The following is a 23,703-nucleotide window of genomic DNA, read 5'->3' on the forward strand; positions in this document are numbered from 1 at the left end:
ACAGACCGGCACCACCGTCAGCCCGGAGGCACATCGATGCGACAGTTCACCGCCGTCGTCAACCCCACCGCGGGCGGAGCCACCAGCGCTGCGGCGCTGCTGAAGGTGGCCCGACTGCTGCGGGAGGCGGGCGCCGGGCTGGAGACCGAGTACAGCCGTAGCCTCGCCCACGCCCGCGAACTCGCCCGCAGCGCCGGGGAACGCGGCCGGGTGGTGCTCGCCGTCGGCGGCGACGGGATCACCGGAAGCATCGGCGGAGCCCTCAGCGGCACCGGCGCACTGTTCGGCATGGTCCCGGCCGGGCGCGGCAACGACTTCGCCCGGGCCCTGGGCCTGCCCGGCGACCCCGACGGCGTGGCCCGGGTGCTGCTCCACGGCACACCGCGTGCCGTGGACACCATCGAGGTCACCTCGTCCGTCCACGCCGGTACCGTCGTACTCGGCAGCGTCTACGCGGGCGTGGACGCGCTGGCCAACCTGCACGCCAACCGATCCCGGATGCTGCGCGGTTCGGCCTCCTACTACGCCGGTGCCCTGCGCGCGATCAGCACCTGGCGGCCCGCCCGCTACCGGATCACCGTCGACGGCAAGGATCACGCCTGCACCGGCTACACCGTCGTGGCGGCGAACTCCAGCTACTACGGCTCCGCGCGCCGTATCGCTCCCGAGGCCCGGCTGGACGACGGCCTGCTGGACGTCGTGATGATCCGTGACGCGCCGCGCCGGCTGTTCTTCGCGCTGATGAAGGAACTCGACACCGGCGCCCACATCCACCGCCCTCAAGTGCGGGTCGTACGCGGCCGGGAGATACGCATCGAGGCCGACAGGGAGCTCCCCTACGGCGCGGACGGCGAGATCGAGGCCGTCCTCCCCGTCACGGCCAGAGTGCTGCCCGGCGCACTGCGCGTGCTGTGCTGAGGCGGGGCCGCGCATGCCGCGTCGAGTCCGGTCGCGGCGCTCGCCCCCTCGTACTGGCCTGTCTTGTTCAGTAGTTGCCTCGCGACGGCGGCCCTCGGCTTTCTTCGAGCAGACCGGTGTTTCGGCACCCTGATATCTGCGTATTCTCTCCGGGACCTCTGAGTACGCCGACGGAAGGGACTCGGAGATGAGCGGGGGCGGTAGCGGGGCGCCATGGGATCCGTACGGAGCAGGACGGCATCCCGAACCGGCTTGGCCGCCCGCATCTGCGACGGGCCCGCGGCCGCCGGATCCGGCGCGCGGACTGAGCTTCGGACGTCTCTTCAATCCGATCGCCGTGGGACGCGCGGTGTTCACGCCGTCCCGGCCGGACCGTGTCCACGACCCGGCCGTCAAGAGGGTGCAGGTCCTGCGGACGATCCTCGGCCTCGTCGCCATCACCTGGATGCTGCTGTCCTACGGAGTGGCCCCGGACGCAGACGCCGTGGTGGACGACCGCTTCGCTCAGATCCGCACCACCCTCATCGTGCTGGCGGTGACTTTCCCGATCGCTGTCGCCGCCTTCATCGCGGCGGCCCGCCCACCCAACCGGCGTGTGTTCCTGCGCCGCGTGGCCAAGCCCGCCGGGGCCCTGCTCGCCCTGGTCGTCACGCTCGCTGTGCCGAGACTGATCACGGGGCTGGGCTACGTGGACGAGAAGACGGACTGGACGGCGTCGGCAGGGCGTGTGGTGCTGCTGTTCGCCCTGGGCGCGTTCCTGTTGTGGCTCGCCCCCTTCGCTCTCTACGGCATCGCGCTGTCGCTCGTGCACGTCTTCAGGACGGCGGATCTGCACGAGACGGTTCCGCCGCTGCTGGCCACGTTGCTGGTCTGGGAAGTCGCCTTGTTCGACGTATTCCGAGGCACCTACGACACCGTGCCGTTCGGGGTGCGGGTGGCATTCGTCCTGGGAGCTCCCCTGTCCGTCACCGTCGTAGCGATGTGGGAGCTGCGGCGGCTGCGCACGCGGCACGGCATCTCCTTGCGCGGAGCGCTGCTTCGCTGAGCCCTCACGGGGGCCTGGCCATCGGCGGAGGGAGCACGAGCGCATGGGGCGCTCCGGGTCAGTCCTCCATGTCCCGGGTGATCGTTTTGCCGGGGCTGCGCCGCCAGGGCGCGAAGGCGGCGGGCGCTCCGGAGAGTGGTCGCGTCGGTCTGGCCCGTCCTGGGACGGCCGTGGTCGAACAGGCCTTGCCTCGCGGTGGTTCAGGAGAGCGGCAGTTCGCGCCCGCCGTTCGGCTCACGACGGCCGGCACGCAGCCGGAGCCCGAACACCCGCTGGCCCACCGTGAGTCCGGTCGTTCCGTGGCCCAGTTCCACGACGATGCCCGACAGTTCGTGCCCGGGAAGCTCGGGGTACGGTCGCGCCCGGCGCCGCCTCGGTCCGGCCACGCCCCCCCGAACACCCACCGCGCGAAGTTGGCCCGGCCGTCGTCCGCGGTGAGGCGCGGAAACAGTTCGTCGGCTGCCTGGTTGCGGCTGAACACGTCGTAGTTGCCGTCGATGATGTACGCCGGATGCGGCTGGAGCAGGAATGGGACAGCCGCCACGTCGGCGGCCAGGGGCGCGGGTCCGTCGGGCTCGGTCGCAGGCCAGTGACCGGCGAGCTGGAAGAGGTGACCGCGCTCGTACCGGTCGAGCCGCAGCGCCGAGGCGAGGGCATCGACCCGGTGCAGGAGCATGACTAGGTCCGGTCTGGTCCGTCCTCACCGGACGATGGGTAAAACACGTGGTGCTTCTGGGCGGTAAGCACCATAGTCGGCGGGATGATCGGACAGCTGTACGCCATCGTCATCGACTGCCCCGAGCCTTCCGAGCTCGCCGACTTCTACGGGAAACTGCTGTCACTCCCACGGCTGGAGGACACCGGGGAGTTCGTCGTGCTCGGCACTGCGACCGGCACTCCCCTCGTGGCATTCCAACGGGTGCACGACTTCCGGCCGCCACAGTGGTCCGCCCCTGACCACCCTCAGCAGATGCATGTCGACGTCATGGTCGCGGATCTCGACGTGGCCGAGCCGCACGTGCTCGCGTTGGGCGCAACCCTGCTCGACGGGTCGGACAAGCCAGTCGGATACCGGGTGTACGCCGACCCCGTCGGCCACCCCTTCTGTCTCGTCACTCCACTGACATAGAGGGCAAGGGACTGTGTCACCGAATCCCACGGGAGTACGGGACCCACCGTCGGCAGATCCGTCACGTCACCGGCCAGGGCGCCGGTCCGGGAGGGCGGCGGCTCGCACTCGCGGCGGTCACGGGATCAGGAACTCCAGCTCGGGACGGTCCCAGGCCACTGCCGGCGGGTTCGCGGGGGCGGTCCCCGTAAGCTGCGCCCCCACGCTGCGGTAGAAACCCTCGGCCGGAGGATGCGACACCACCCGGACACGGTCCAGCCCCGCCGCGTGCGCCTCGGACTTCATGTGGTCGACGAGCAGTCGCCCGATGCCGCGGCCCTGTATCCCGTCCTCGACGAAGAGCAGGTCCAGCTCCGGCGGCGCGAGGACCAGCGAGTAGAAACCGAGCACCCGGCCCGCGACCTCATCGCCCTCGACCGCCACGAAGACCCGGTGAGCTTCGATGTAGTCGGGTCCGACGCGGTAGTCCGCCACCATGGCCGCGTACTGCCCCTCGTAGGCACGCGAGCCGCGCACGAGTCGCGTCAGCCGCTTGGCGTCCCGGGCGACAGCCCGTCGTACGACGGTTCCCCGCACGGACGTAATACTCGATTTCATGTTGAGCATGTTACGCATCCGGAGGGGGACCCGGGGTCCCCGGTCCGCGCCGGAAAGTCGATGCGCCTGCGGTATCCGCACGTCAGAGCTCCTCGGCGGGCCAGTCCAGCAGCCGTGCGCCGATCACCGCGGTCTGCAGCCGGTAGCGATGGGCCGGATCGGCCGGGTCGGCGCCGGTGAGCTTGTGGATGCGTTCCAGCCGGTAGGTCAGGGCCCGCACGCTGAGGGTGAGACGGCGGGCTGCCTCGGCGGCCACGCAGCCGGAGTCGAAGTAGGCGGTGAGGGTGTCCAGGAGGGGCTGGGCGCCGCCGCGGGCCGTCGTGAGGGGGCCGAGGGTGTCGAGGACGAGGTCGGCCATGGCCTGCCGGTCGCGGGTGAGGACGGGGTAGACGAGCAGGTCGGCGGCGCGCAAAACCGGGTCCTCCAGCTCCAGGCGCTCGGCGAGTTCCAGGGTGTTGAGCGCTTCCTCGTAGGAGTGGACGACCCCGCCGGGGCCGGGCTGCGGGCGGCCGATGGCGACCCGGCCGCCGTCGGTGGCGGCATGGGCCTGCTTCGCGAAGTGGGCGAGGACCTCGTCCTGCGGGCCGGGCGCGATGCACAGCAGTCGGCCGTCCTTCGTGGTGAGCAGGATGTTGCGGTCGCCGAAGCGGGAGATGAGGGCGCGTTCCACCTGGCGGAGCACGGGGTCGCCCTCCTCGTAGGCGGCCGGGCCCTCGGCGACGGCGACGGCATGGGCGTGCGACAGGCGCAGACCGAAGCGTTCGGCGCGTTCGGCGAGGCGTCCGAGGTCGCTGCGGCCGTAGAGGAGGTCGTCGATGAACTCGCGGCGTGCGGCCTCCTCTTGTCGTACGGCCTGGCGCTGGGCTCGCTCGAAGCCCTCGGCGAAGGCGTCTATCGCCTGCTGTACGGCGGCCAGGACGCTGTCGGCCGATGTGGGACCGGCCGGCCAGGCCGCGCGCGCGGCGGCCAGATGGGCTCTGACCAGGTCTCGCAGCCCGTGGCCGGCCTCAGCCGCCTGCTCCCCGAGAGCCCGGCGCGAGGTGAGTTCCTCCCGGGTGAGGCGTCGGCCGGTGACCGCGACCTCGCCCAATATGTGGGCGTACCCCACCAGATACTCCTCGGGAATCTCCAACTCCGCCATCCTGCCTCCGAGTTCTCGACACGCCGCTACCGGTTTCCTGGCGGCTGACCGGCAGGCAGACCCTAGACAACCTTGCCGGAAACCGGCAATGCGCGGGTGTGTGCCGACGATGCAGGATGGGTCGCGGGGAGCACTACGGAGCTTTCGGTGCCGGACACCGGCAGGTGTCCGGCACCGGAAGTCACCGCGAACGGTGCGCCGCCGAGCGTGGTCGGACGGGCAGTGCGGACGGGACGGGGGGTACGGCGTGCGGACGTTGCTCTCGGTCGCCACCGGCCCGCCCACGATCCTTTTGACCACCGCCCTCGTGGTGGTGCTGTGCTTCTGGTTCCTCGTCGCCGCGGGCTTCACCTCGGCCGGCGGTTTCGACGCGGACGCGGACCTCCGTGCCTGGGGCATGGAGGGGGTACCCGTGGCGGTGGCCGTCTCGACGCTCACGGCCGTGGCCTGGTTCCTGAGCGTCGGGGGCGTCCTCCTGTCGGCCGTGTTGGCGCCGCCGTGTCCCGCCACCGGGCTGCTGGGCATGGTCCTGCCCGTCGCGGCCGTGCTCGTCGCGTGGCGACTGACCCGCCTGCTCGTACGGCCCCTGCACCGGCTCTTCCCCGACGAACCCGCTTCGCTGCCTGAAGCGGATGCGGCACTCCCAGGCCGTCAGGGCAGGGTGGCGATGTAGTAGGCGTTGAGGGGGTCGCCGTCCACGGAGGTGACCTCGACGTCCGCGAAGCCGGCTTCCCTGAGCATCCGAACCGCCGTCTCCTGACCCCAGACCGTGCCCAGCCCCGCTCCGCCGGTGCTGAGCGAGGTCGTCATGCAGTAGAAGACGGAGAATCCGAAGAGCGCGGGTCCGAAGGGATGGCCGATGTTGTCCTCCAGGTTGCTGGAGGCGGCGATGTCACCCATGAGGAACGTGCCGTCCTCGGCCAGAGCCCGCCGGATCGCCTCCAGCGTCTCGGTCGGCCGTGCCAGATCGTGGATCACGTCGAAGGCGGTGATGAGGTCGTAGGTGCCGCTGATCTCCGTCGAGTCGCCGAGGGTGTAGTGGAGGTTGCCCAGCCCGGAGAGGGCCGCCCGCGAGCGGGCGGTGCCGATCCCGGCTTCCGACTGGTCGACGCCGTGGAAGCGGCTGGCGGGGAAGGCCCGCGCCAGCACGAGAGGAGCGTGCCCTTGGCCCGTGCCGACGTCGAGGACGTCGATGCCGTCGCGCAGCCGTTCCGCGAGTCCCGGCACCAGCGGCACGATCGTGTCGACCAGTGCTTGGTCGTAGACCCGGGCGGTCTCCTCGGCCTGAAGGGCCTGGAAGCGCGGATAGGCCGAGTACGGCACGCCTCCACCCTCGTGGAAACTGCGCACGACCTGCTGCTCGACCTCGGCCATGAGCGCGATGTAGGGCATCATCCCGGCCAGGCAGTCCGGGCCGGCCGCGGTCGTCAGCGACGCGGCGTGCTCGGGCGGCAGCGTGTAGCGCCGGCTCCCCGGTTCGTACTCCACGAATCCGCCCACGACCATGCCGCCGAGCCACTCGCGCACATACCGCTCGTCCAGATCCGCCGCCTCGGCGATCTCCGCACTGGTCGACGGTGGGAGCGAGGCCATGGTGTCGAACAGGCCGCACTGGTGGCCCACGCTGGTCAGCAGGGCGAGCGCGCCCTTGTTCAGTACGTCGACGACTTCACCCGCGAAGGCCTCCTGCCTCGCACGGTCCGGGCGGGCCTCGCGTGTTTCAGGCGTGGACATGATGGCTCCTTCCGCCGGAGCGGCTGAGGCACAGGGCCGAGACGAGCCGTGTTTGTCATGCTACGCCCGCATTCAGGCGGGTTCTCGGGCGTGGTCGACCCGCGACTGCACGGTGCGCCGGACATGCTGCGCCACCACGCCGGGATCCGCGTTCACGGGACCGGGCTGCCGGGGGTCGCGGTGATGCGGTGGTGCGCTATCGGGCCACCGGTGGTGCGCGGATACGCCATCCGAGGTGACAGCGGAGCCCTAGCGTTCGGGCGGAGGCGACGAAAGCCGCTGTCGTGCTGATCGCCTTCCCTTGCCTTGCCGGAAACGCCCCGGCGCCGTCAGAACACCAGGAGTCAGTCATGTCCGATGTCGCCGAGCCGGTCCGTCCGGTTCTGGAGCCTGCCGCGCAGTCCTTCGTGGAGGCCACGGCGAATCCGCCCTACCTGTTCGACCTGGCGCCGGCCGAGGGCCGTAAGGCGGTCGACGAGGTGCAGTCCGGTGACATAGCCGAGCCGGACGTCGACGAGGAGTGGATCACCGTCTCCGGCGGCCCCACGGGCAGCGTCCGTGCCCGCATCGTCAGGCCCGCCGGGGCCGAGGGCGCCCTGCCCGTCGTCCTCTACATCCACGGTGCCGGCTGGGTCTTCGGCAACGCCCACACCCACGATCGTCTGGTCCGTGAACTCGCCGTCGGCGCCGACGCGGCCGTGGTCTTCCCCGAGTACGACCTCTCGCCCGAGGCCCGTTACCCCGTCGCCATCGAGCAGAACTACGCCGTCGCCCGCTGGATCGTCACCCAGGGCGCGACCAAGGGCCTGGACGGTGCCCGGCTCGCGGTGGCCGGTGACTCCGTCGGCGGCAACATGAGCGCCGCCCTGACCCTCATGGCCAAGGAACGCGGCGACGTCGCCCTGGTCCAGCAGGTGCTGTTCTACCCCGTGACCGACGCGAGTTTCGACACCGTCTCCTACCACCAGTTCGCCACCGGCTACTTCCTGCGCCGCGACGGCATGCAGTGGTTCTGGGACCAGTACACGACGGACGAGACCGAGCGGGCGCAGATCACCGCCTCCCCGCTGCGCGCCACCACCGAGCAGCTCACCGGTCTGCCCCCGGCCCTGGTCATCACCGGCGAGGCCGACGTCCTGCGCGACGAGGGCGAGGCCTACGCCAACAAGCTCCGCGCGGCAGGCGTCCCCGTCACCGCCGTCCGATTCCAGGGCATCATCCACGACTTCGTGATGCTGAACGCCCTGCGCGAGACCCACGCCGCCGAAGCCGCGATCACCCTTGCCGTCACCACCTTGCGCGGCGCCCTCGGCACGGCATGAGCTGACAAGGAGTCGTCGACGCACTCCAGCCTGACGCCCTCGCCGCTCTCGCACGCCGCCACCGTCGCGGACCTCATCCATGGCGCCGTACACGCGACAGGCTGATCGGCTCTGCCCGGCGGTGTCACCGCGGCGACCGCGGTGACACCGCCCTGCACACCTCACGAACCGCGCCACACCGCCGGGCCAACCGGCCACGTTCCGAAGGAAGTCCGTCATGTCCAGCACCGAAAAGCCGACCGTCGTCCTCGTCCACGGCGCCTTCGCGGACGCCTCCAGCTACGCGCGTGTCATCCCTCTGCTGTTGGACCGGGGCCTGGACGTCGTCGCCCCGGCCGTTCCGAACCGCAGCCTGACCGGCGACGCCGCCTATGTCGCCTCGGTCGTCCGGCAGATCCCGGGCCCGGTGGTCCTGGTGGGTCACTCCTACGGCGGTGCCGTCATCACCGTGGCGGGTGTGGAGGAGAACGTGACGGCGCTGGTCTACCTGGCCGGATACGCCCTGGAGAAGGGCGAGAGCCTGGGCGAGCTGCAGGGCCGTTTCCCGGACTCGGACCTGGCCACGGCACTCGTCTACACGCCGTTCCCGATCGAGGGCTCCACCGAGACGGGCACCGATGTGTCGGTGCGGGTCGACCAGTTCCCCGCGATCTTCGCCGCCGATGTCGAGCCCGGCCTGGCCGCCGTGCTGGCCGTCTCGCAGCGCCCGCTGGCCGCGCAGGCGTTCGCCGACGCGGCCCCGGCGGCGGCCTGGAAGACCAAGCCGTCCTGGGGGCTGGTCTCCTCCTCCGACCGCACCATCAACCCCGACGTGGAACGCTTCGGCTACCAGCGCGCCGGCATGACCACCGTCGAGGTCGACTCCTCGCACCTGGTGATGCTTGCCCACCCCGAGCGCGTCGTCGCCCTGATCGAGGAGGCCGTCAAGGCCACCCTCACCAAGTGAGCTTGGCCGCACGGCCCGCCCCGACGAGCAGCACCCCAGGGATCAGGACGCCAGCAGCGCCGGCCGGCTGGGGTGCGGCGGTCGCGGCTGGTTCCGCCGTGGCCGCCCGAGGCCGGTTGCTCCGGCCGCTCCGGCAGTGCTCCGCCGGGGGTGGCGCGGCCGGCCCGTCCCGCGGTCCGTTCTAGGTGCCGTCCGGTCGGTCCGGCCGCGGCACATTGCCCAGGGCGTCACGCAGTTGGGCACGGCCGGTGATGTTCAGCTTGGGAAAGACCTTGTGCAGATGGAAGCCGATGGTGCGCGGAGACAGGTAGAGCCGGGCACCGATGTCCCGGTTGGTCAGGCCCTCCGCGGCGAGTTGGGCGATCTGGAGCTCTTGCGGGGTCAGGTCGGCCAGGGCTTCGGGCGTCGTCGGATCCGTCACGGCGACGCCCGCGGCGCGGAGTTCGGCGGTGGTGCGCTCGATCCAGGGGCGTGCGTCGAGCCGTTCGAAGATGTGCAGGGCGGTGCCGAGCAGGGGGCGGGCCTCCGCGGCCCGCCGGTGCCGCCGCAGCCACTCACCGAAGTCCAGGTGCGCGAGCGCGTACTCGAAAGGCCACCGGACGTTGCCCGAGTCGGCGGTCGCCGCACGGAAATGGGCTTCCGCGTCCTCGGGACCGCTCAGCAGGGCCGCAGCACGATGGAGAATCGCGTTCAGCCGGGCGGAGCGGGACGGGCCCAGGGCCTTCTCGGCCGCGCGGCGCACGGTGCGGGCGTCGTCCGTCTGGCCGGCGCGCACGGCCGCGGAGGCCAGGTCGGCGAGGTAGTAGTAGGAGGCGTGGTAGTGCACGGGGGAGGGGCGGAAGTCCTGGGTGAAGACGCGCCGCAACTGCTCGTACGCCGCCTTGTGGTCGCCCTCGGCGAGGGCCGCCATGCCGAGCGCGTGGCAGTGCCGAACGTACAGACTGCGGGACTTGCGCAGGTCGGCACCGCGAACGGCCTCGCCGGCCTGCGCACGCGCCGCTGCGGGCTCCCCCCGCACGGCGCGCAGTGTGGCCTGAAGGATCGGTGATCCCACGGTGACGTTGTCCGCGCCCGCTTCGGCGGCCATCCAGAAGGCCTCCTCGGCGGCGGAGCGTGCCGCCGTCCACGCACCGCTCTCGAACAGCGCGAGGGCGTGGGCCTGCGCCGCGGTGGCGTTCGCCCCGGCGGTCGCGGCCCGCCGCAGATGTTCCAGCGCCTTGCCGAGCAGACGCACGGCCAGGTCGGTTTCGTCCAGGATCCAGGCCACGGCGCCGAGCACGACGAGGTCGGACAGTGAGGCACCCCGCGAGGTGCCCACCGCGTGGGTCAGGCGCTTCAGGAGCTCCTCCCGGTCCGTGAACGGATCGCCGACGGCCAGTGTCCAGAGGCAGTCGCTCCTGTCCGGTCGCGGCGTCATGAAAGCGCTGATACGCGCCAGTTCGGCCCGGTAGAAGGGGTCGCCGGAGTTGTAGGCCGGGGTCGAGGCCGTTCCCAGCGCGTCCAGTGCCAGATCCGGTGCCTGCGTGGCCATGGACTCGGCCACCGGAAGCAGGAAGGCCAGGGCGTCGTCGTGCCGGAGGGTCACCGCCAGGGACCAGCCGCCGCGCAGGGACGCTTCGGCGAGGAGCCGGGGGTCGTCCGTCAGGGTGTCGACGCGGGCCGCGATCTCCCCGACCCATTGCGGATGCCCCGCGTACATCGCCGACGCGGCGGCGGTGAGCAGGCGCCTGGCACGCAGGTCCGGCTCCGGGGTGAGTTCCGCGGCCCGCTCCAGCGCGGTGGCCGCAGCCGCGTAACCACCGCGACGGCGGAAGCGTTCCGCGCTCTCGGCCAACGCGCCGGCGACGTGTTCGTCCGGGCCGAGCGCGGCGGCGGCGAGATGCCAGGCGCGACGATCGGGCTCATCGGCGAGCACGGCGGCGAGCGCCAGGTGGGCCTCACGGCGTTCGCCGAAGGGTGCGGCCTGGTACACCGCTGAGCGGACCAGCGGATGGCACAGATGCGCCTGGCCGCTCTCGACGCGCACCAGCCCTGCCTCCTCGGCGGGCCGCCACACCTCCGGTCCGTCCAGGTCGGGGGCGGCGCGGACGACGTCCGCAAGCCGGGCGGTGCCGGCTGCCGCTGCCAGGAGCAGTACCCGCCGTGTGGCGTGCGGCAGGGTGGGCAGGCCGGCGGCGAACAGTCGCTCCAGCCGATCGGTGAGGGGAAGCGAGAGCGAGTCGATCCAGCCGGTTCTGCGGCTCCCGCGGCCCTTGGCGAAGGCCCGCGTGAGCTCGATGAGGGCCAGCGGATTCCCGGCCGCCTGCTCCAGGATCTGGGACCGGGCCCGGCCCCGTGGCGGATGCGGCTGCCGGTCCAGCAGGATCCCCGCCGCGGCTCGCTCCAAGGGCCCGGCGGTCAGCTGCGGGAAGTCACGATCGAAGCGTGCAGGCACCGCGTCGTCACGAGCGGCGAGCACCATGGCCACGCGTTCACCCTCAAGGCGCCGCGCGATGAACGCGAGCACGTCCAGTGAGCCGACGTCCAGCCACTGGGCGTCGTCGACGACGATCACCACCGGGCGTTCCGTCGCCGCGTCGGAGATCAGGGTCAGCACGCCGACCCTGATCATCAGCGGGTCCGGTCCTTGTGACCCGTCTTCGTCCCGGGTACCGAAAGCGCGGTGCAAGGCGTCACGCTGCCGCGAGGGGAGGCGATCGGCACCGGAGAGGACCGGACGCAGGAGCTGATGCAGGCCCGCGAAACCGAGGTCCTGCTCGCCTTCGCAGCCTCGCACCCGCAGGACGCGCAGGCCGCGGGCCGCGGCCTGCGAGGCGGCCCATTCGACGAGGGTGCTCTTCCCCGCTCCCGGCTCACCGGTCACCACGAGCACCTTCGGCTCGCTGCCGCCCGCATCGTCGATCAGCTGAGCGATCCGCGCCAACGCGCCGTCCCTGCCGAGGATTTCCGGCGCGCGTGCCCGGTCCCTACCGAAGTCCATGCTTTCCCTTGCCTGTTCGGCCGCCCGGCGAGCCAGTGGCGACCGAATTGCCTGCTCATCACTGTGCGGCCATCCTGCCAGGCCCCGTCGGGGGATGACCGGTCACATGACAGAAGCGGTGCCGTGCGGGTCCCTGGCATCATCCACGTACGGGGCACAGTGCATACGTCGTCGACCTGTTCCCCGGCGAATCGGCGCGGCCCGGCGATCTCGGGCACGGCCACGGGGGAGCGGAGCGGAATGACGGACACCGAGGCGAGGACTGCGGCAGCCTGCGCTGAAGGAGACGGTCCCAGCGGTTGCGGGTCCGCCACCGTGCCCATCGGCCGGGAGGCGGAGGCCGACCGCCTTCTGCGGTGCCTCGACGTGGACAGTGGCCTTCCGCGGGCTCTGCTCCTGCTCGGAGAGACCGGAACCGGTAAGTCCCGGCTGTTGCGGTTCGCCGAGGAACGGGCCGGGGGACGCGGCATCCGCGTTCTGTCGGCGCAGGGTTGGGGCTCCGGGGAACCCCAGCCGTTCTCCTTCCTGTATCAGCTTCTCCTTCCGGTACTCGGCGAGCTCGATACGCTGGCGGACCGTCAACGACGGGCGCTTCGCACGGTCTTCGGACCGGCCCCGGAGGCCGGACCGCCGGAGGGGAAGGCCGTACGCGCCGCGGTCCTGGCACTCCTGGGTCACATCGCGCAGGCAGGGCCGCTCCTGCTGTCCGCGGACGACCTCCAGGACGCGGACCAGGACTCCGCGGACGTCCTCTTCTTCCTGACACGGAGCCTGACGGGCCAGGCCGTCACCATGCTGTTCACCGCACGCGGAGAGGCCCCACCGCCCGGAACCCCCGCGGATCTTCCCGTGCTGAGGCTCGGCCCGCTGTCCCCCGCGGCGTCGGCCCGGCTCCTCGACGCGCAGCCCGGCGCACCCACCGGGAGGGCCAGGCTCGACCTGCTGCGGCAGGCGGAGGGGAACCCGCTGGCGGTGATCGAACTGAGCCGGGCGGCACACCGGCCGACCGGAGCGGCACAGGCCGGCGCCGAAGCACGGCAGATCTCACGGATCCAGCAGTTGTTCACCGCACGTCTGGGCGCCCTGCCGGACCGGACGCAGCGCGCACTGCTGTACGCCGCGGCCGCGTCACGGGAGGAGGAGCTCACGACCGTCATGGCCGCCTTGGGCACCCATGACCTCGCCGTCTGGGAACCGGCGGAGAAAGCCGAAGTGGTCATCATCACCGGTGGCCGGATCGCCTTCCGCAATCCGCTGATCCGCACGGCGGCCTACCACTGGCACCCCGCGCGGCTGCGGCAGCGAGCCCACCGGGATCTGGCCACCGCGAGCGGCCAAACCCCCACGCATCGCGCCCGGCACCTGGCCGCGGCAGCCATCGGCCCGGACGAGGCGGTGGCCACGGCCCTGGAGGAGGCCGCCACCCTGGCCCAGCGGGCCGAGGACCGCTTCACCTCGGCGAAGATGCTGGAACAGGCCGCGCGCCTCAGCTCCAGCGACCGCGACCGAGCGCGGCGTCTGTCCAAAGCGCTGGACGCCGCGAGCGACTTAGGGGACCCGGGATGGACACGGGACCTGTACGCGCAGCTCACCCGGGTGACCGGCGATCCGGAACTCCTGTGCGGCGCGGCCTGCGCCATGAGCGCGGCGCTGTCGCTTCTCTCGTTCCAGCGGGAGGCCTTCGACCTGCTGCTCGACGTGTGGCGGCGAACGCCCCCGACCAGCGCCACCACGTCGTTCGCGGTGGCCGCGACCGCCGCCGGGATCTTCCGCCACTCCGGGCTGCCCGAGCACCGGCTTCGACTGCCGGACGTGCTCGACCACGCGGTACGGGCCGCGCAGGCCGAGCACGACCGGTGCGCACGGCAGGACGGACCCGGTCACGAGCCCGCCGGCCCCGGAGTCCTTGCCTCCCTGGAGGCCGCCGTGGCCCTGGCGATCGATCCGGCCGCGCATGCCGACGGCGCGTCGCGAAGGCCGGCCACCCCGCACGCCGGACCACCCGGGGCCCGCCTGCCCCGCCTGCTGACGACCGCCTGGGTCGCCCACTACACGGACGAATCGGACCTGTGCGCGGAGCAGTACCGGCAGGCGGGCGCGCGACGAGGCACCCACGGGACGCCGGGCCCGCGCGCATGGACGATCGCGACCCAGGTGGACACCCTCATCGGCGTCGGACGGTGGACCGAAGCCGAGGCGGTGATCGAGGAGGGCCGCTCCGACGCCGCCGTCCACCGGATGCCCCGCGTCGAGTCCGACCTCGAAGCGCTGGAGGCGACCCTGCGCGCACTGCGCGGCGAGACGATGCCGGAGATCCAGTTCACCGGGCCCCACTGGCGCTCCGTGAGCCTGGAGGAGAACCGGGCCACACACGCCAGAATGCTGCGCGCCGACGGGCTGACGGCGATGGTTCTCGGGGACGGGGACCGCGCCTTCCGGCACCTGCGGGCCTTGTTCGGGCAGGACGGCTCGCCCCTCGATCCCTTCCTCTCGCCGCGCTGTATCAGCGAACTCGCCGCAGCCGCGCAGCGCATCGGCCGACAGCGGGAGGCGGCACGGATCCTCCGGCGGGTACGGGAGCGCCAGGGCGATCGGCCGACGACGCGTATGACGCTCCTCATGCATCATGCGGCGGCCCTCGTCGACGACGATGCCGACCCCGAACACCACTTCCGGCTGGCGCTGGTCAACACGCAAGGAGAACAGTGGCCCTTCGAGCGGGCCCAGGCGCGACTGCACTACGCGATCTGGCTGCGCAGACGCCGAAGACCCCTGGACGCTCGCACCCAGCTGTCCGCCGTGCTGGAGACCGCGACCCGGCTCGGCGCCAAGCACCTCGCCGCGTCGGCCCGCAACGAACTGCGCGCCAGCGGGGCTGCCGACGTCTCCGCCTCAGCCGACCGTCTGGAGGCACTGACCGCCCAGCAACAGCAGATCGCCCGGCTGGCCGCGAAGGGACTGTCGAACCGGGAGATCGGCGAACGGCTCTTCCTTTCGCCCCGTACGGTTGGCTCACACCTGTACAACGCCTATCCCAAGCTCGGGATCAGCAGTCGCCACCAACTACGGGACCTGCTGCACGGCAGGTGACGCACACCGAACCAGATCACCGAAGGCCGAGCGAGAGGCGAACCGGATGCAGCCGGGTCCCCACAGGGCAGCGGGCGGACAGCCCCGATCGGCCGTGATCCTCGATCCGCTGGTGCAGCGGCTCGTCGACGCGGCCATGACGCCGCCCTTTCTGCACGAGCTGGGACCCGAGGACGGCCGGCAGGCCCTGCGAGAGTCCCAGACGGTCCGCGTCGACGACTTCGGCGTGGACGTCGCCTTCCACGTGGCGCCCACCGGGCCCACGGGACTGGTGGGTTTCCGGATCTTCAGGCCGGCCGGCGCGACGGGCCCCCTGCCCGCCGTGCTCTACGTTCACGGGGGCCGGTGGATGCTGGGAGACGGCCAGACCCATGCACGGCTCGTCAGCGAGCTGGTGTGCAGTGCGGGCGTCGCCGCCGTCGTCCCCGAATACAGCCGCACCCCGGAGGCCCGCTACCCCGTCGCCGTCGAGGAGTGCTACGCCCTGATGAACCGGATCGTCCGCCAGGCCGGCGAACTCGGTCTCGACGCCGACCGTCTGGCGGTCGCCGGAGACTGCGCGGGCGCCACCATGGGCACGGCCCTCACCTTGATGGCGAAGCTGCGCAGCGGCCCGAAAGTCCGCGCCCAACTGCTGTACTACCCCCTCACCGACGCCCACTGCGACAGCCCCTCACAGCGGGAGTTCGCCACGGGCTATCTCCTCACCCGGGAAGCCCTGCGCTCGTACTGGCGGCAGTACGCCGATCGTTCCGGGCAGCAGGACGAGCCGACCGCGTCCCCGTTGCGTGCGGGTCTGGCGGAACTCGCCGGGCTGCCGCCGACGATGGTGATCACGGCGGAGGCGGATGTGGCGCGGGACGAGGGCGAGCGGTACGCGGATCGGCTGCGCCACGCCGGCGTCGCGGTGACCGCGGCCCGGTTCCTGGGCACCATTCACGACTTCGTGTCCCTGAACCCGCTGCGCGACAGCCCGCCCACGCGGGCGGCCGTGCTGCTGGGTGCGTCCTTCCTCCGCAGCCACCTCCGGTGAGGACGGCTGACGGATCAGCCCGTCCGGAGGGCGTGGGAGGACAGGACCAGTCGGCCGACTGATGCGTCCGCCGCCGGTCGAAGGCACCCTGGCCGGTATGTCAGCGATTCTCAGTTCCGTCCCGGCGGACACCGGCCGCGACGGCCACGAAGCCACAGGGCGATGTCGAGGGCGGGTGCTGTCCACCAGAGCCGTGCCTCTCGACGAAAGTCTGGAGTTCTGGCAGGACGCCGTTCTCACCCAGCTCGTCGGGATGGAGATCCGCGCGGAGGGCAGGACGTACGACGCCACCATGCGCGCCGATCACCTGGGCGACCTCGGGATCACCACGGTCGAGGGCGACCCGGGGATGGTCCACCGCACCCCTCGCTTCATCGCCCGTGGCGACGGTCACGAGGTGTGGGCCGTCGTCCTCACCCGGGGCCTGGCCCAGATCGAGCATGACGGCCGTGCCACCGAGCTACGGCCGGGCGACGTCACGTTCTTCGAGACCATTCGCCCCTCCCGCACACGGTTCCCGCAACGATTCCAGCTGAAGATCTACGCCGTGCCGCGCAGTCGTCTGGGCCTGCCGGAGGCGGACATCAGGCAGATCACGGCACGGCCGATCCGTCCGGAGGCCGGGCTCGCCGCTTTGCTCTCGCCGTTCATGTCGCGCCTGGCCGACGCGTCCGATGTCTGCTCCCCCTCCGCTGCCCGGCAATTGGCCGGCAGTGCCGTCGATCTGCTGGCCGCCACGGCCGCGCAGCAAGTCGGTGCGGAACCGACCAGCCTGCCCGGCGCCGACCGTGTCCTGCTGCTGCGTATCCAGAGGTTCATCCGCTGGCACCTGGCGGACCCGCAGCTCGGCCCCGAGTACATCGCACGGGCCCACCACATCTCGGTGCGCTACCTGCACCGCCTGTTCACGGGGCAGGGCACGACGGTCAGCCGCTGGATCCGAGAACTCCGCCTGGAGGAGTGCCGTAGGGAGCTGACGACCCGGCGCGCCGGTGTGGGCAGCGTCGCCCGACGCTGGGGCTTCACCAGCACAGCCCATTTCGGGCGGGTGTTCCGCAGACAGTACGGCACCTCCCCGACCGAGTGGATGCACCACCAGCACGACCGGCGCTCCCACGAGAAGGACGGGTGACATGCCGGGCGACACACCGCTGACGGCTGATGCGCCGCACGTCGTCCTGTCCATGGACACGGTCCGCCCCGCGGACAGACTGCCGGCCTGGAAGCAGGCCCTCGCGAAGGCCTACGTCGATCTGGACCTGGCCCTGCGGGAAGAACCGGAGTCCTGGACGGGCTTCCTCAGGGCGCACCGGCTGGGATCACTTCAGGTGGCGACCGAGGAGTCCGGCCCCGTGAAGGTCGTCCGGACCGCGCAGGGCGCGGCGACGGACGGCCACGCGTACCTCTTCGCCCGCATCCAGCTGGAGGGTACGGCCGTCCTGGAACAGGACGGCCGTACCGCGCATCTGCGCTCCGGAACCCTCGCCTTCCATGACGCGAGCCGGCCGTTCACCCTCGTTCTGCCGGAGCCTCATCGGGCCCATGTCCTGATGCTGCCCCGCCCGATGCTGAGACTGGGCGAACCCGAGATCCGCCGTCTCACCGCGAGAGCCGTCGGCGACCCCCAGGACGGCCCGCCCGCGCGGATACTGCCGCTCCTGTCCGGACTGGCACAGGAGATCGACTCCGTCTCCCCGCCCGTGCGCGAGAGACTCGCGCGCACCGTCGCGGACCTCCTGTCCACCCTGGCCGAGGAACTCCTCGCCACAGACACCCGGGCGGCGGGCGGGTCGGGTCCCGAAACAATCCTCGACCGGATCAAGGAGACCATCGAGACCCGGCTCGGTGAACCAGAGCTCACCCCGCGGCTGCTCGCCGACGAGCATCACATCTCCCTGCGCTACCTGCACAAGCTCTTCCACGCACAGGGCATTTCGGTGAACGGCTGGATACGCCGACGGCGCCTCGACGCGTGCAGAACCGAGTTGGCCCGCCCTGGCTCGGCCCACCTCACCATCTCCGCGGTGGCCGCCCGTTGGGGATTCATCAGTCCCTCCCACTTCAACCATGCCTTTCGCACGGCCTACGGGATGTCGCCGACGCAGTGGCGCGCGACCGCCGAGGCGAAGCGGCGCCAGAACGCCGACGGCCGACCGGTTCCGACCGGCCTGGCACGGGGCCGCCCGGGAGAACGCCGAGCAGGCTGACCTGGCCTACCCCGCCCTCTTCCTGCCCCAGGGCAGCAAGGCCGTGATGGGCCGCCCCGGGGACCGATATTGCGCGCAGATCCCGTTGCACGGGCGGCCGGGGCACGGGGCTCCAGTCGTGGAGGGCGGGGCCCGTTCACCGGCTGCGCCCGTTCTCGGTGCGACCCGACGCCCGGCGTCGACTGCGTCGGCTTCCCGACGTGTCCTACCGTTGTGCGCTGAACGGCAGTTGGCGTGCAGTCGGCTCTCCCGTGATCACGTGTACAGAACGCGGCCTCCTGCGCGCAAAGTTCTCCCCGCACCATCGGCATGTCCACGACGTCGATCAAGGAAGCGCTTGTGAGAACACACCGCATCGGATGCAGAACCGCCGCCCTCGTCCTGTCCACCGCCGCGCTCTTCCTGTCGGCCCCCGCCCAGGCCGGGGCCGACGGCGGGAGCCTGCCGACGGTGACACCCGCCAGCGAGACCCCCGCCCTCTACGACGACGAGGCGGGCGGCAACTCCGACGCCGACGATCCGGCGATCTGGCGCAACGCTGCCGACCCCGGCCGCAGCCTCGTCATCGCGACCGCCAAGGAGGGCGGACTGCGGGTGTACGACCTGGGTGCCCGCCTGGTGCAGTCGCTGCCCGCGCCCCGTCCGGCCGCGGAGGACGACGCACCGGGCCGGTACAACAACGTCGACCTCGTCACCGGTCTGCGCACCACCACCGGCCGGGCCGACGTGGCCGTGGTCAGCGACCGCGGCAACGACCGCCTGCGGATCTACCGCATCGACCCGTCCAGGCCCGGCGGCCCGCTGACCGACATCACCGACCCGGCCGCCGCCCCGGTCTTCTCCACCGACCAGGCGGACATCAACGACCAGCGCACCGCATACGGCCTCGCCACCTGGCAGGACAAGTCCACCGGGCGTACCTACGCGCTGGTCAGCCGGCGGGAGCGGACCCGCCTCGCGCTGGTCGAGCTGAAGCCGACCGCGAGCGGGACCGTCACGTACCGGAAGGTCCGCACTCTCGACCTGCCCGCGTCCTTCCGCCTGCCGAACGGCACGATGTGGTCCCCCTGCGCGGAACCCGGTGAACTCCCGCAGGTGGAGGGCATGGTGGTGGACCCCGCCACCGGCACGCTCTACGCCGGCCAGGAGGACATCGGCATCTGGCGGATGCGCGCCGACCTCACCACCGAGCCGGTCCTGGTGGACAAGGTCCGCGAGTACGGCGTCCCCGGCGTCTACGACGAGGCGACCGAGGAGTGCACGGCCGGTGCCGACCCCGGCTTCGGAGGCGAGCGGCTCTCCGCGGACGTCGAGGGCCTGACGCTGTTTCAGGAGCCGGACGGCGACGGCTACCTCTTCGCCTCCAGTCAGGGTGACGACACCTTCGCCCTGTACGACCGTGAGGTCAGCGAGAACAACGAGTACGAGGGCGGCTTCCGTGTCGGCGCGGCCTCGGCGACCCTCGACGGGTCCGAGGAGTGCGATGGCGCCGCCGTCCTGAACGCACCGCTCGGCAGCCGCTACCCGAACGGCCTGCTGATCGTCCAGGACGGTCACGAGACCCCTGAGGTCCCCGACGGAGAGGGCGGCACGCGCACCGCGACCGGCTTCAAGTTCGTCGACCTGCGCGCCGTGGTGGACGCAGCCGACCTGTAGATCCGTTCCCGGCATGGACCTCACCGCTGCCGGGTGGCGAACGGCACCCGGCGGCGGGCCCCCGATGCCGGGCGCCCGCCGGGTCAGTCCCCGGCCGTGCGCAGCGGCTCGCCGACCCTCCTGAGGTGGCGCATCGCCTCCCGGTGCGAGGCGATCAGCCCGGTCCGGTGGTACGGGATGCCCAGTTCCGCGCAGTACCGCTCGGTGATGACCTGCGCCCTGGCGAGCGCGGGGGTCGGCATGCTGGGGAAGAGGTGATGCTCGATCTGGTAGTTGAGCCCGCCCATGAAGGCGTCGACCAGTGCGCCGCCCCGGACATTGCGCGAGGTGAGGACCTGGCGGCGCAGGAAGTCCAGCCGGGTCCCCTCTTCGATCATCGGCATCCCCTTGTGGTTGGGTGCGAACACCGAGCCGAGGTAGATGCCGAACAGGCCCTGGTGGACGGCGAGGAAAAGGAGCGCCTTGGCGGGGGAGAGGACGGTGAACAGGCCGCCGAAGTAGATCACGAAATGCGCCACGAGCAGCGTGCCCTCGAGTGCGGGCCTTTTCACCGACCGGCTTTTCAGAGCCCGGAAACTGCTGAAGCTCAGATTCAGGCCTTCCAGGGTCAGCAGCGGGAAGAAGAGTACGGCCTGATGCTTTCCGACGAAACGCGGCAGACCCCGGGCCTTGCGTGCCTGCCGGCGCGACCAGACGAGAATGTCCGGTGAGACGTCCGGGTCCTTCCCCTCGTGATTGGGATTCGCGTGGTGCCGGGTGTGCTTGTTCATCCACCACCCGTAGCTCATGCCCAGCAACAGGTCGGCGACCAGCAGCCCCCCTGCCTCGCTGGGCCGTCGGCGGGAGAAGACCTGTTGGTGGGCGAGATCGTGGGCGGCCAGTCCGAGCTGGCCGAAGACCACGGCCAGGGCGACGGCGACGAACAGCTGGCCCCAGCTGTCCCCCAGTGCGAGAAACGCGCCGACACACCCCGCGAGAGCGAGGGCGACCAGTCCGAAACGGACGGTGTAATACAGCGGACGGCGCCGGAGAAGCCCGGCCTCGGTTATACGCCGAGACAATTCGGAGAAGTCGCTTCCCCTGTTCTGATTCTGTCGTCCCCCTTGCGTCGGCGGGTCCACCGGAAGCACCATCGATTTGGTCATGGGGCTCAGTATCCGGATCTTTCTCCCGCGGCAGAATGGCGGCCACCCCCTTCCAGGGGGTGGAGTTGGCACCACCATCCTTCCGGGGGAAGACCGCAGCCGGGGCCGATGAGCCGAGCCGTTCCCCTGGGCCCCTGGGGGAAGTCACCCGGTCAGGTGGGTGACCACCGACTGCATCGCATGGTGCAGGGCCGGGCGGGTCTCCTCTGGAGGGTTGAGCGTTTCGAACCCGTGGTGGCCGTTGGGGACGTCGACCAGTTCGAGTCGCACCGCGCAGTCCTTGGCCGCGGTCACGAACGCATCGACGGTCGCGGCGATCTCGGGTGTCTCCCGCCCGGCGCGGAGGAGGACCATGGGCAGGGGCCCCGCCTGATCGACCGCCCTGGCCGGGTGGAAGCGGCTGCCGACCATCCCCCAGGCGGGAAGAGGGGCCAGGACGGGGTAGGAAGCGGCCAGGCAGCGCAGCCAGGCGGGGGGCTGGGTCAGCCAGTCCGTCATGAGGAGGCCCCCGCCGGAGAAGAACCACAGAGCGATCCGGTCGGCGTCCACCCGGGCGTCGGACCGCACCAGTTCCACCCCGGCGGCGATGTCCGCGGCGGCGCGTTCGTAGTCCGCGACATCGTGGAGGCGGTGGTCGAGGGTCACGCCGACCATGCCCTCGGCGGCGGCCAGGCGGGCGTAGCCCACCAGGGTCGGCCACTCGCGCGGGCGTGGCCGCGCTCCGGCGGGCACCGGTCCGCCGTGCACGAAGACCACGGCCGGCCGCGGGCCCTCGCCGTCGGGGACGTACAGATCGACATGACCTTTGCGGTCGCGAGGCAGCTCGGGCACGTCCAGCGGGAACGGGCGGAGGTGGGCAGGCGCCGGCGCGTCGCCATCGGCCGGCCGCAGGCGGTGCCCCTCACCGGCCGCGGCCCGCAGCAGGACGTCTGCCAGTGCGGCGGGGCAGGACAGCATCGGCCAGTGCCCGGTGGGCAGTTCGAAGAAGGTGACCTGAGGTTCCGTCAGGACGGCCAGAGCGGGGTCACCGAAGTCGACGAGCCTCTGCACCATGCCGATACTGGCGCCGTTTCGGGTGCACAGCACGCCCGTGACGGGGACCGCGGCCACCGCTCCGGTCAGCCGCAGCGGCTGGAGCAGGGTACCCAGCGGCTGCGGCGCTGCCAGGGCGGTCAGCCGGTCCATTGCCGCCTCGCTCACGTCGGCGGTGCTGCCCCAGCGCTCCCACTCGTCACGGGCCGGTGCGGGAAGCACCCCCTCGCGCTCGCCTGCCTCGGCGCGTTCGGCCAGCCGCGCGCGCAGTGCCTGGTCCGGCACGGCGGCCAGCGCCGGCACGCCGTTCTGCGGCATTCCGCAGTCCAGGTACACGACGCGTGCGATGCGTTCCGCCCGCCGATCGGCGGCGCCGAGCACCGGATGGATCCCGTAGTCGTGACCGACGAGCACGATCTCCCGCCCGGATGTCACGTCCACCGCGTCGATCGCCGCGATCACGTCCTCGATGTGCGTCTCGAGTCCGACGTGCGCCGGCGCGGCGGGCCGGGCCGGGTCGATGCCGGTCAGCGGGACCGCGTGCGCCGAGCTGCCCGCCGCGGTCAGCCGCGCGGCCGTCTCCTGCCAGACATGGGCCCCGGTGAACGCACCCGCCACCAAGATGAACACCTGCACAAAGCCCTCCCCGGGTCCGTCACATGGCGCCGCGCCGGTCGCGTACGCCATCGTCCGCGGGCCGCGGCGTGTGCCCGGCCCGGGCACCGGTACCGTAGGAACTCCCCTTAAGGGAGGTTCAACTGTCCACGTCACCCGAGCCGTTGTGGAGCATCGGAGAGCTCGCCGAACGCGCCGGTGCCACCGTGAAGACCGTCCGCTTCTACTCCGACCAGGGCCTGCTCCCCGAAGCCGCCCGCAGCAGTGGCGGACACCGCCGCTACGGCGCCCAGGCACTGGAACGCCTGCAGCTGATCCGCTCCCTGCGCGGCCTTGACCTGCCCCTGCCCGAGGTACGCCGCATCCTCGAGGACGAAGACGCGACCGGCCGTGCACTGGAGAACGCCGTAGACAGCCGCCTGCGTGAGCTCGGCAGTGAGGTGAAGACCCTGCGCTGGCGGGAGGCGGCACTCCAGCTGGTGCGGGACTGCCCGCCGGCTCAGCGTGCCGGTCGGCTCAGGCTGCTCAGCATGCTGAGCACGCCGCCGAGCACCGCACCCCTGGCCAGGTTCTGGCGCACCTGGCTGCCACCGCGGATGCCGCGCCCGGCAACCGCGGCATTCCTGGAGGTGGCCGTCCCCCAGCCGCCCGACGACCCGCACCCGTCCCAGGTACTCGCCTTCGCCCGGCTGAACGCCATGACGACGGCTCCCTGCCCGGGCGGTCGGCAGCCCCAACCGGAGGTGCACCGAGTGGCGGGGGCCGGCGGCGCCGCCCTGCTGTACGGGGGCCTCGTCGAAGCATTCGAACTTGCGGCCCCGCACCTGCGCCGGGCACGAGACCCGCATCCCGGCGAGGCGCTGGACGCCTACGTCGCGGCATACGCGAGCGCCTACCGCAGCCGCGACACCCACGACTTCCGCCGCTTGCTGGCGGCCCGGCTATCGGCCGAGCCGCGCCTGGACCGGTACTGGGAACTCGCCGCCATCGTCCTGACTCCGCCGGGCGGCCGCCCGCGGCCGACTCCGGGCTCCGCGGACGACTGGCTGCGCGCGGCACTGCAGCGGGACAACGCCGAAACGGCGTGAGTCACGTCCCATGAGGCACCCGGCG

The 23,703-nt window shown here is 71.7% G+C and carries 19 protein-coding genes and 2 pseudogenes; 13 read left to right on the forward strand and 8 right to left on the reverse strand.

Annotation, left to right across the window (positions count from 1 at the left end; genetic code table 11):
- Positions 1–36 precede the first annotated feature (36 nt).
- Both ACFY9E_RS28580 and ACFY9E_RS28585 read left to right on the forward strand, forming a co-directional pair.
- Positions 37–918, forward strand: a complete 882-nt coding sequence (locus ACFY9E_RS28580; protein WP_390988735.1) for a YegS/Rv2252/BmrU family lipid kinase — start codon at positions 37–39, stop codon at positions 916–918.
- A 337-nt stretch (positions 919–1,255) separates the two neighbouring features.
- Entirely contained in the window at positions 1,256–1,963 is a 708-nt protein-coding gene (locus ACFY9E_RS28585) for a hypothetical protein (RefSeq protein ID WP_390988737.1), read from the forward strand.
- A 263-nt stretch (positions 1,964–2,226) separates the two neighbouring features.
- Here the strand turns inward: ACFY9E_RS28585 and ACFY9E_RS28590 are convergent.
- Positions 2,227–2,354 (reverse strand): annotated as a pseudogene (locus ACFY9E_RS28590) (alcohol dehydrogenase catalytic domain-containing protein); the annotation flags it as partial.
- Positions 2,355–2,417: 63 nt separating this feature from the next.
- Positions 2,418–2,507, reverse strand: a pseudogene (locus tag ACFY9E_RS28595) (transcriptional regulator); the annotation flags it as partial.
- Here ACFY9E_RS28595 and ACFY9E_RS28600 point away from each other — a divergent pair.
- Together ACFY9E_RS28600 and ACFY9E_RS28605 are read left to right on the forward strand one after the other, a co-directional pair.
- A complete protein-coding gene (locus ACFY9E_RS28600) occupies positions 2,475–2,645 on the forward strand; it encodes a hypothetical protein (RefSeq protein WP_390989191.1) in 171 nt (56 codons plus the stop codon). The pseudogene ACFY9E_RS28595 and the gene ACFY9E_RS28600 sit on opposite strands and share 33 nt — an antisense overlap.
- Before the next feature lie 78 nt (positions 2,646–2,723).
- Positions 2,724–3,092: a VOC family protein gene (locus ACFY9E_RS28605; RefSeq protein ID WP_390988738.1), complete on the forward strand. Its 369-nt coding sequence runs from the start codon at positions 2,724–2,726 to the stop codon at positions 3,090–3,092.
- Positions 3,093–3,209: 117 nt separating this feature from the next.
- Here ACFY9E_RS28605 and ACFY9E_RS28610 read toward each other — a convergent pair whose 3' ends face one another.
- A complete protein-coding gene (locus ACFY9E_RS28610) occupies positions 3,210–3,689 on the reverse strand; it encodes a GNAT family N-acetyltransferase (RefSeq protein WP_390988740.1) in 480 nt (159 codons plus the stop codon).
- 82 nt (positions 3,690–3,771) lie between these two features.
- Complete coding sequence (locus ACFY9E_RS28615; RefSeq protein ID WP_390988741.1) at positions 3,772–4,830, reverse strand: helix-turn-helix domain-containing protein; 1,059 nt, start codon at positions 4,828–4,830, stop codon at positions 3,772–3,774.
- Between the two features lie 247 nt (positions 4,831–5,077).
- Here ACFY9E_RS28615 and ACFY9E_RS28620 point away from each other — a divergent pair, with 247 nt between their 5' ends.
- Positions 5,078–5,503 (forward strand): hypothetical protein, encoded by a 426-nt coding sequence (locus tag ACFY9E_RS28620; protein WP_390988743.1) that lies wholly within the window; start codon positions 5,078–5,080, stop codon positions 5,501–5,503.
- Here the strand turns inward: ACFY9E_RS28620 and ACFY9E_RS28625 are convergent.
- The gene (locus ACFY9E_RS28625; RefSeq protein ID WP_390988745.1) at positions 5,482–6,564 is read right to left on the reverse strand and encodes a methyltransferase domain-containing protein; all 1,083 of its coding nucleotides are present in this window, start codon (positions 6,562–6,564) and stop codon (positions 5,482–5,484) included. The two genes, ACFY9E_RS28620 and ACFY9E_RS28625, sit on opposite strands and share 22 nt — an antisense overlap.
- A gap of 350 nt (positions 6,565–6,914) precedes the next feature.
- Between ACFY9E_RS28625 and ACFY9E_RS28630 the strand changes: the two genes are divergently transcribed.
- Together ACFY9E_RS28630 and ACFY9E_RS28635 are read left to right on the forward strand one after the other, a co-directional pair.
- A complete protein-coding gene (locus ACFY9E_RS28630) occupies positions 6,915–7,886 on the forward strand; it encodes an alpha/beta hydrolase fold domain-containing protein (RefSeq protein WP_390988747.1) in 972 nt (323 codons plus the stop codon).
- A gap of 217 nt (positions 7,887–8,103) precedes the next feature.
- Positions 8,104–8,832 (forward strand): alpha/beta fold hydrolase, encoded by a 729-nt coding sequence (locus tag ACFY9E_RS28635; protein WP_390988749.1) that lies wholly within the window; start codon positions 8,104–8,106, stop codon positions 8,830–8,832.
- Positions 8,833–9,013: 181 nt separating this feature from the next.
- On the opposite strand, the gene ACFY9E_RS28640 is transcribed toward ACFY9E_RS28635, so the two are convergent.
- Entirely contained in the window at positions 9,014–11,812 is a 2,799-nt protein-coding gene (locus ACFY9E_RS28640; protein ID WP_390988751.1) for an AAA family ATPase, read from the reverse strand.
- Between the two features lie 315 nt (positions 11,813–12,127).
- On the opposite strand from ACFY9E_RS28640, the gene ACFY9E_RS28645 reads away from it, so the two are divergent.
- The 5 genes from ACFY9E_RS28645 to ACFY9E_RS28665 all read left to right on the forward strand — a co-directional run bounded on the left by ACFY9E_RS28645 (position 12,128) and on the right by ACFY9E_RS28665 (position 19,798).
- Positions 12,128–14,902, forward strand: coding sequence for an AAA family ATPase (locus ACFY9E_RS28645; RefSeq protein WP_390988753.1), 2,775 nt, complete (start codon positions 12,128–12,130; stop codon positions 14,900–14,902).
- Positions 14,903–14,948: 46 nt separating this feature from the next.
- Positions 14,949–15,935, forward strand: coding sequence for an alpha/beta hydrolase fold domain-containing protein (locus tag ACFY9E_RS28650; protein WP_390988755.1), 987 nt, complete (start codon positions 14,949–14,951; stop codon positions 15,933–15,935).
- A gap of 193 nt (positions 15,936–16,128) precedes the next feature.
- Positions 16,129–17,067, forward strand: a complete 939-nt coding sequence (locus ACFY9E_RS28655; protein WP_390988757.1) for a helix-turn-helix domain-containing protein — start codon at positions 16,129–16,131, stop codon at positions 17,065–17,067.
- A 1-nt stretch (position 17,068) separates the two neighbouring features.
- Complete coding sequence (locus ACFY9E_RS28660; protein WP_390988759.1) at positions 17,069–18,142, forward strand: helix-turn-helix domain-containing protein; 1,074 nt, start codon at positions 17,069–17,071, stop codon at positions 18,140–18,142.
- A 309-nt stretch (positions 18,143–18,451) separates the two neighbouring features.
- On the forward strand, positions 18,452–19,798 hold the full coding sequence (locus tag ACFY9E_RS28665; RefSeq protein WP_390988761.1) for a phytase: 1,347 nt from the start codon (positions 18,452–18,454) through the stop codon (positions 19,796–19,798).
- A gap of 83 nt (positions 19,799–19,881) precedes the next feature.
- Here ACFY9E_RS28665 and ACFY9E_RS28670 read toward each other — a convergent pair whose 3' ends face one another.
- Together ACFY9E_RS28670 and ACFY9E_RS28675 are read right to left on the reverse strand one after the other, a co-directional pair.
- Complete coding sequence (locus tag ACFY9E_RS28670) at positions 19,882–20,931, reverse strand: fatty acid desaturase (RefSeq protein WP_390989173.1); 1,050 nt, start codon at positions 20,929–20,931, stop codon at positions 19,882–19,884.
- A gap of 156 nt (positions 20,932–21,087) precedes the next feature.
- Positions 21,088–22,611, reverse strand: a complete 1,524-nt coding sequence (locus ACFY9E_RS28675; RefSeq protein ID WP_390988763.1) for an alpha/beta hydrolase — start codon at positions 22,609–22,611, stop codon at positions 21,088–21,090.
- Between the two features lie 122 nt (positions 22,612–22,733).
- Between ACFY9E_RS28675 and ACFY9E_RS28680 the strand changes: the two genes are divergently transcribed.
- Positions 22,734–23,678 carry a MerR family transcriptional regulator gene (locus ACFY9E_RS28680; RefSeq protein WP_390989175.1) on the forward strand — a complete coding sequence of 315 codons (945 nt, stop codon included), beginning with the start codon at positions 22,734–22,736 and terminating at the stop codon, positions 23,676–23,678.
- The last annotated feature ends 25 nt before the right edge of the window (positions 23,679–23,703 follow it).

It is taken from the genome of Streptomyces sp. NPDC012466 (genome assembly GCF_042955215.1).
In the GTDB taxonomy this organism is placed as follows: domain Bacteria; phylum Actinomycetota; class Actinomycetes; order Streptomycetales; family Streptomycetaceae; genus Streptomyces.

What these genes read in the sequence shown, in the direction of transcription:
- ACFY9E_RS28625 (WP_390988745.1), bottom strand. Translation starts at nt 6,564, where the DNA reads ATGTCCACGCCTGAAACACGCGAGGCCCGCCCGGACCGTGCGAGGCAG.
- ACFY9E_RS28610 (WP_390988740.1), bottom strand. Translation starts at nt 3,689, where the DNA reads ATGAAATCGAGTATTACGTCCGTGCGGGGAACCGTCGTACGACGGGCT.
- ACFY9E_RS28605 (WP_390988738.1), top strand. Translation starts at nt 2,724, where the DNA reads ATGATCGGACAGCTGTACGCCATCGTCATCGACTGCCCCGAGCCTTCC.
- ACFY9E_RS28600 (WP_390989191.1), top strand. Translation starts at nt 2,475, where the DNA reads ATGCGGCTGGAGCAGGAATGGGACAGCCGCCACGTCGGCGGCCAGGGG.
- ACFY9E_RS28580 (WP_390988735.1), top strand. Translation starts at nt 37, where the DNA reads ATGCGACAGTTCACCGCCGTCGTCAACCCCACCGCGGGCGGAGCCACC.
- ACFY9E_RS28670 (WP_390989173.1), bottom strand. Translation starts at nt 20,931, where the DNA reads ATGGTGCTTCCGGTGGACCCGCCGACGCAAGGGGGACGACAGAATCAG.
- ACFY9E_RS28665 (WP_390988761.1), top strand. Translation starts at nt 18,452, where the DNA reads ATGTCCACGACGTCGATCAAGGAAGCGCTTGTGAGAACACACCGCATC.
- ACFY9E_RS28660 (WP_390988759.1), top strand. Translation starts at nt 17,069, where the DNA reads ATGCCGGGCGACACACCGCTGACGGCTGATGCGCCGCACGTCGTCCTG.
- ACFY9E_RS28615 (WP_390988741.1), bottom strand. Translation starts at nt 4,830, where the DNA reads ATGGCGGAGTTGGAGATTCCCGAGGAGTATCTGGTGGGGTACGCCCAC.
- ACFY9E_RS28630 (WP_390988747.1), top strand. Translation starts at nt 6,915, where the DNA reads ATGTCCGATGTCGCCGAGCCGGTCCGTCCGGTTCTGGAGCCTGCCGCG.
- ACFY9E_RS28640 (WP_390988751.1), bottom strand. Translation starts at nt 11,812, where the DNA reads ATGGACTTCGGTAGGGACCGGGCACGCGCGCCGGAAATCCTCGGCAGG.
- ACFY9E_RS28635 (WP_390988749.1), top strand. Translation starts at nt 8,104, where the DNA reads ATGTCCAGCACCGAAAAGCCGACCGTCGTCCTCGTCCACGGCGCCTTC.
- ACFY9E_RS28650 (WP_390988755.1), top strand. Translation starts at nt 14,949, where the DNA reads ATGCAGCCGGGTCCCCACAGGGCAGCGGGCGGACAGCCCCGATCGGCC.